This window comes from Streptomyces hygroscopicus subsp. hygroscopicus, from assembly GCF_001553455.1.
In the GTDB taxonomy this organism is placed as follows: Bacteria; Actinomycetota; Actinomycetes; order Streptomycetales; family Streptomycetaceae; genus Streptomyces; species Streptomyces hygroscopicus.
On the sequence record NZ_BBOX01000046.1, the window covers coordinates 1 to 4,457 of the forward strand.

3 protein-coding genes and 1 pseudogene are annotated in these 4,457 nt (G+C 70.0%); all 4 read left to right on the plus strand.

What is annotated here, in order from left to right; genetic code table 11:
- Positions 1-178, plus strand: a pseudogene (locus AXW62_RS45520) (sensor histidine kinase); the annotation flags it as partial.
- Positions 179-327: 149 nt separating this feature from the next.
- Positions 328-1,041 (plus strand): response regulator transcription factor, encoded by a 714-nt coding sequence (locus AXW62_RS06020; protein ID WP_060943578.1) that lies wholly within the window; start codon positions 328-330, stop codon positions 1,039-1,041.
- Positions 1,042-1,317: 276 nt separating this feature from the next.
- Positions 1,318-3,270 carry a 2-oxoacid:acceptor oxidoreductase subunit alpha gene (locus AXW62_RS06025; RefSeq protein ID WP_060943579.1) on the plus strand — a complete coding sequence of 651 codons (1,953 nt, stop codon included), beginning with the start codon at positions 1,318-1,320 and terminating at the stop codon, positions 3,268-3,270.
- Positions 3,263-4,345 carry a 2-oxoacid:ferredoxin oxidoreductase subunit beta gene (locus AXW62_RS06030; protein WP_030834954.1) on the plus strand — a complete coding sequence of 361 codons (1,083 nt, stop codon included), beginning with the start codon at positions 3,263-3,265 and terminating at the stop codon, positions 4,343-4,345. Before AXW62_RS06025 ends, AXW62_RS06030 begins: the two co-directional genes overlap by 8 nt.
- Positions 4,346-4,457 lie beyond the last annotated feature (112 nt).

Consider the following 4,457-nt stretch of genomic DNA (forward strand, 5'->3'; position numbering starts at 1 on the left):
CACCGAGGAGCGGGTGATGCTGCAGATCACGGACGACGGGCGGGGCGGGGCCGACACGTCGGCCGGTTCGGGTCTGGCCGGGCTGGCCGAGCGGTTCGACGCGGTGGACGGGGTCCTCGTCGTCCACTCCCCGGCGGGCGGCCCGACCACCGTGACCGCCGAGCTCCCCTGGCGCTGAGGGCGCCCGTCCCCGGCGCGCGGGTCCGGCCGAGGACGCTATGCGCCACACCCTCCGCTGCCGCTGCGCGTCCCCGGCGCGCGGGGGCCGGCCCCGGCAGTCCCGGCCGACCGGCCCGTTCTGCGCGACGCGAGCGGCCGGACCCTGGGATGCTGGTCCCACGAACCGAGCGGAACGGGGGGACGAACATCGTGGCGGACAGGGTACGGGTGGTCATCGCCGAGGATTCGGTACTGCTGCGGGAGGGCCTGACCCGGCTGCTGACCGACCGGGGCCATGAGGTGGTCGCGGGCGTCGGGGACGCGGGAGCGCTGATCAAGTCGGTGCGGGAGCTGGCCGACGAGGGCGCGCTGCCCGATGTGGTGGTGGCCGACGTACGGATGCCGCCCACGCACACCGACGAGGGGGTGCGGGCGGCCGTCCGGCTCCGCCGCGACCACCCGGGTCTGGGGGTGCTGGTCCTGTCGCAGTACGTGGAGGAGCAGTACGCCACCGAGCTGCTGGCCGGGAACAGCCGGGGCGTCGGCTATCTGCTCAAGGACCGGGTGGCCGAGGTGCGCGAGTTCGTGGACGCGGTGGTGCGGGTCGCCGAGGGCGGTACGGCGCTCGACCCGGAGGTCGTCGCCCAGCTGCTGGGCCGCAGCCGCAAGCAGGACGTGCTGGCCGGGCTCACCCCGAGGGAGCGGGAGGTCCTGGGGCTGATGGCCGAGGGCCGGACCAATTCGGCGATCGCCCGGCAACTGGTGGTGAGCGACGGGGCGGTCGAGAAGCATGTGAGCAACATCTTCCTCAAGCTCGGCCTGTCGCCGAGTGACGGGGATCACCGCCGGGTGCTCGCGGTCCTCACCTATCTCAATTCCTGAAAGCAGACTCCCACGGGCCACAGCGGGGCCAAAGGCTGGATGGGGAGCATCAGGGGGATCAGGGGGCTCAGGGTGGATCAGGGGGATCAGGGGACTTGACAGCACCGGGCAAAGGGACAGGGCGTGCCAAACCATGACATATATGGTTCTTCTTCGGGGGTCCATTATGTGATCCGGCCAAGGAAGGCCAGCCTTACCGACGTACGATAGTCATTTGGACAACAACCGGTCGGCACCGACTGTCCAGGAGCACCGCCTCAAGGGAGGTCCGAAGCAGTGACCAGCCAGGTCAGCAGCCCGGCCGAACAGGCCGAACCAGCCGATCAGCAGAGCGGGCGGATGCCCGCCGGGGGGCAGCGAGCAGCGGACGGCGGCAAGGAGGTCCGCCGTCTGGACCGAGTGATCATCCGGTTCGCGGGCGACTCCGGCGACGGTATGCAGCTCACGGGTGACCGGTTCACCTCGGAGACGGCGTCGTTCGGGAACGACCTGTCGACCCTGCCGAACTTCCCGGCGGAGATCCGCGCCCCCGCAGGCACCCTGCCCGGAGTGTCGAGCTTCCAGCTCCACTTCGCCGATCACGACATCCTCACCCCGGGTGACGCGCCGAACGTGCTGGTCGCGATGAACCCGGCCGCGCTCAAGGCCAACCTCCCCGATGTGCCGCGCGGGGCGGAAATCATCGTCAACACCGACGAGTTCACCAAGCGCCCCATGGCCAAGGTCGGCTACGACCAAAGCCCCCTGGAGGACGGCTCGCTGGACGGCTACCAGGTCCACCCGGTGCCGCTGACCACGCTGACCATCGAGGCGCTGAAGGAATTCGGGCTGTCCCGCAAGGAGGCCGAGCGCAGCAAGAACATGTTCGCGCTCGGCCTGTTGTCGTGGATGTACCACCGGCCGACCGAGAGCACCGAGAAGTTCCTGCGGCAGAAGTTCGCGAAGAAGCCGCAGATCGCCGAGGCCAACGTGGCGGCGTTCCGGGCGGGCTGGAACTTCGGTGAGACCACCGAGGACTTCGCCGTCTCCTACGAGGTCGCCCCGGCCACCACCGCATTTCCCACCGGCACCTACCGGAACATCTCCGGGAACCTGGCGCTGTCGTACGGGCTGATCGCGGCCTCCCGCCAGGCGGACCTGCCGCTGTTCCTGGGGTCGTACCCGATCACCCCGGCCTCGGACATCCTGCATGAGCTGTCCAAGCACAAGAACTTCGGCGTGCGCAGCTTCCAGGCCGAGGACGAGATCGCCGGTATCGGTGCCGCGCTGGGCGCGGCCTTCGGCGGTTCGCTCGCGGTGACCACCACCTCCGGCCCGGGGGTGGCGCTGAAGTCGGAGACCATCGGGCTCGCGGTGTCGCTGGAGCTGCCGCTGCTGGTGATCGACATCCAGCGCGGCGGCCCCTCCACCGGACTGCCGACCAAGACCGAGCAGGCGGATCTGCTCCAGGCCATGTACGGGCGCAACGGCGAGGCCCCGGTGCCGATCGTGGCCCCCAGGACCCCGGCCGACTGCTTCGACGCCGCACTCGACGCCGCCCGGATCGCCCTGACCTACCGCACCCCGGTGTTCCTGCTGTCGGACGGCTACCTGGCCAACGGCTCGGAGCCCTGGCGGGTGCCGGAGGTGGACGAACTGCCCGATCTGCGGGTCCAATTCGCGACCGGCCCCAACCACGTCCTCGCCGACGGCACCGAGGTCTTCTGGCCGTACAAGCGCGACCCCGAGACCCTGGCCCGCCCCTGGGCCGTGCCCGGAACGCCCGGTCTGGAGCACCGGATCGGCGGCATCGAGAAGCAGGACGGCACCGGCAACATCTCCTACGACCCGGCCAACCACGACCACATGGTCCGCGTCCGCCAGGCCAAGGTGGACGGTATCGCCGTGCCGGACGTCGAGGTGGACGACCCGACCGGGGACGCCCGCACCCTGGTCCTGGGGTGGGGTTCGACGTACGGCCCGATCACCGCCGCCGTGCGCCGCGTCCGCGCCGCGGGCGACCGGATCGCCCAGGCCCATCTGCGCCACCTCAACCCCTTCCCGGCCAACCTCGGCACGGTGCTGGAGGGTTACGAGAAGGTCGTGGTGCCGGAGATGAACCTGGGTCAGCTGGCCACGCTGCTGCGCGCCCGCTATCTGGTCGACACGCGCTCCTTCACCCAGGTCCGCGGACTGCCCTTCAAGGCCGAACAGCTCGCCACCGCCCTCAAGGAGGCCATCGATGACTGACACCATCGCCGAGGGCGCGGCACCGGCCCCGAATGCGCTCTCCCTGGTGCCCAAGAGCGCCACCAAGCAGACGATGAAGGACTTCAAATCCGACCAGGAGGTCCGCTGGTGCCCCGGCTGCGGTGACTACGCGATCCTCGCCGCCGTCCAGGGCTTCATGCCCGAACTGGGGCTGGCGAAGGAGAACATCGTCTTCGTCTCCGGCATCGGCTGCTCCTCGCGCTTCCCGTACTACATGAACACCTACGGGATGCACTCCATCCACGGCCGCGCCCCGGCCATCGCCACCGGCCTGGCCGCCTCGCGCCCCGATCTGTCGGTGTGGGTCGTCACCGGTGACGGCGACGCGCTGTCGATCGGCGGCAACCACCTGATCCACGCGCTGCGCCGCAATGTGAACCTGAAGATCCTGCTCTTCAACAACCGCATCTACGGCCTGACCAAGGGTCAGTACAGCCCCACCTCCGAGGTCGGGAAGATCACCAAGTCGACCCCGATGGGCTCCCTGGACGCGCCGTTCAACCCGCTGTCCCTCGCGCTCGGCGCCGAGGCGAGCTTCGTGGCCCGCACCATCGACTCCGACCGCAAGCACCTGACCGAGGTGCTGCGGCAGGCGGCGGCCCACCCGGGCACCGCACTGGTGGAGATCTACCAGAACTGCAACATCTTCAACGACGGTGCCTTCGAGGCCCTGAAGGACAAGCAGCAGGCCCAGGAGGCCGTGATCCGGCTGGAGCACGGTCAGCCGATCCGGTTCGGCGTCGACCAGAGCAAGGGCGTCGTCCGCGACCAGAGCACCGGCGACCTCGAGGTCGTCACCGTCACGGCTGCCAACGAGCACCAGGTACTGGTCCACGACGCCCACGCGGCCTCGCCCACCACGGCGTTCGCGCTGACCCGGCTCGCCGACGCGGACACCCTCCACCACACCCCCATCGGTGTGCTGCGCGACGTCGAGCGCCCGGTCTACGACACCCAGATGTCCCATCAGCTGGACAACGCGGTGGAACTGAAGGGCAAGGGCGACCTCGGCGCGCTGCTCGCCGGGGGCGACACCTGGACCGTCGTGGGCTGATCCACGGAAGCCCACCGGGCCGATCACACGATCACACAGACGGGCACCAAGCGGGTGCCCGGCCGGAGCGTCTCACCACGCTCCGGCCGGGCACCCGCTCCGCGTTTTCCGG

What these genes read in the sequence shown, in the direction of transcription:
- AXW62_RS06020 (WP_060943578.1), top strand. Translation starts at nt 328, where the DNA reads ATGCTGGTCCCACGAACCGAGCGGAACGGGGGGACGAACATCGTGGCG.
- AXW62_RS06030 (WP_030834954.1), top strand. Translation starts at nt 3,263, where the DNA reads ATGACTGACACCATCGCCGAGGGCGCGGCACCGGCCCCGAATGCGCTC.